General features: G+C 67.8%; 1 protein-coding gene. It reads right to left on the bottom strand.

The features are described from left to right. Positions 1-85 precede the first annotated feature (85 nt). Positions 86-1,381: an IS110 family transposase gene (locus C8054_RS31505; protein ID WP_199199997.1), complete on the bottom strand. Its 1,296-nt coding sequence runs from the start codon at positions 1,379-1,381 to the stop codon at positions 86-88. Positions 1,382-1,584: the final 203 nt, after the last annotated feature.

Raw genomic sequence — 1,584 nt, 5'->3', positions numbered from 1 at the left:
CTAACTCGAAAATCGACCGTGACTTGACGTGCGGCAGCATCCCGCGTCGCGAAGCGGCGCGGGATGGGTCTTGTGGGGTGGTGCGTTAGGCGGCGAGGTCGAGGGTGACGCGGTAGCCGAGGGCTTCGAGTTGGTGGATGTGGTTGCGTTTGCGGCGTTCGGTGTCGGTGCGGCTGAGGTAGAAGTCAGCGCCGAGATCACGGAAGCCGGCTGCGGGATCGGACAGCAGGTGCCAGATGATCGTCAGGACCGAGCGGCCGATCGCGACGATGGCGCGTTTGGCGCCGCGTCTTCGCGCGATGCGCCGGTAGCGTTCGCCGAGGAACGTGCTGGTGCGGGCGGCGGAGACCGCGATCTGCCCGAGGACGCGGGCGAGGTAGCGGTTGCCGCGCCCGGTCGATCCGGTGCCTTTGCGGCGGCCGGCTGATTCCTTGACGCCGGGCGCGAACTTGGCCCAGCCGGCCAGGTGGGCCGGGGTCGGGAAGCGGTTCATGTCCACGCCGATCTCGGCGATGATCGCGGCAGCGGCGGCCGGGCCGACCCCGGGGATCTCACGCAGCCGGGCCGCCGCCGGGGCGAAAGGGGCCAGTTGCGCCTCGATCCGCGCGTCGACCTCGCGTATGTCGGCCTCGACCTGCTCGACCCGGGCGATCATCTTGCCCAGCAGGAACGCGTGATGATCGGTGAAATGACCGGTGAGAGCTTCCTGCAAGGCGGGGATCTTGCGGCGCAGGCTGGAGCGGGCCAACTCGGCCAGGGTGTGTGGGTCACGCTGCCCGGCGATCAACGCCGCCATCATGGCCCGCCCCGACGTGCCGAACAGGTCGCTGACCACGACCGACAGTTTGATCTGCGCGTCTTCGAGCAGCTTCTCCGCCCGCTGGCGTTCCGCCCCCGCCTCAGCGATCAGATCGACCCGGTAGCGGGTCAGGTCCCGCAGCATCCGGATCGGCGCCGGTGGCACGAAACTCGGCCGGATCATCTGCCGTTCGGCGACCTTGCACAACCACACCGCGTCCAGCTTGTCGGTCTTCGGCCGGCCCGGCAGGTGTTTCACGTCGCGGGCATTGACCAGCCACACCTCGAACCCGTGCGCTTCCAACAGGTAGAACACCGGCTTCCAGTAGTCACTGGTGGCCTCCATCACCACCCGGGTCACCCCCAGCGCAGCCAAGCGCTCGGCCAGCCCGATCAGTGATCGAGTCATCGTCGGATAGGTCCGCACCTCCTGCAGCCGCCGTCCGGGCCTCGTCTCGTCCGGAACCCGCGCGCAGCACACCAACGCCGCCTTGCCGATGTCCAACCCCGCCACACGCGTGATGATCTGCTCTTCATCCTGGGCCTGTTCCAGCAACCGAACCCTCCCCACCAGCGCGAACATCAGGGCGGTCGCCCGCGGCAGCCACAGAACGGGTGAATCTAACTCGCGTGCTCGCAGCAACAGTGAAGAGCCCAAAACGCGGCTACCAGCGTCCGACTAACCCACGACCTCACACGGACCAAGGAGCGACGACGTCAGCGAGCGACCGACACGATTTTCAGCCCGGAACGGGCCACCTCGCCAGAGGCGACAAGGACTAACCC

Origin of the sequence: Micromonospora sp. RP3T (assembly GCF_003027925.1) — a bacterium.
Lineage (GTDB): Bacteria > Actinomycetota > Actinomycetes > Mycobacteriales > Micromonosporaceae > Micromonospora.
Note: the sequence above shows the minus strand (reverse complement) of the source record. Positions and strands in the feature narration are given on the sequence as shown.

What these genes read in the sequence shown, in the direction of transcription:
- C8054_RS31505 (WP_199199997.1), bottom strand. Translation starts at nt 1,381, where the DNA reads ATGTTCGCGCTGGTGGGGAGGGTTCGGTTGCTGGAACAGGCCCAGGAT.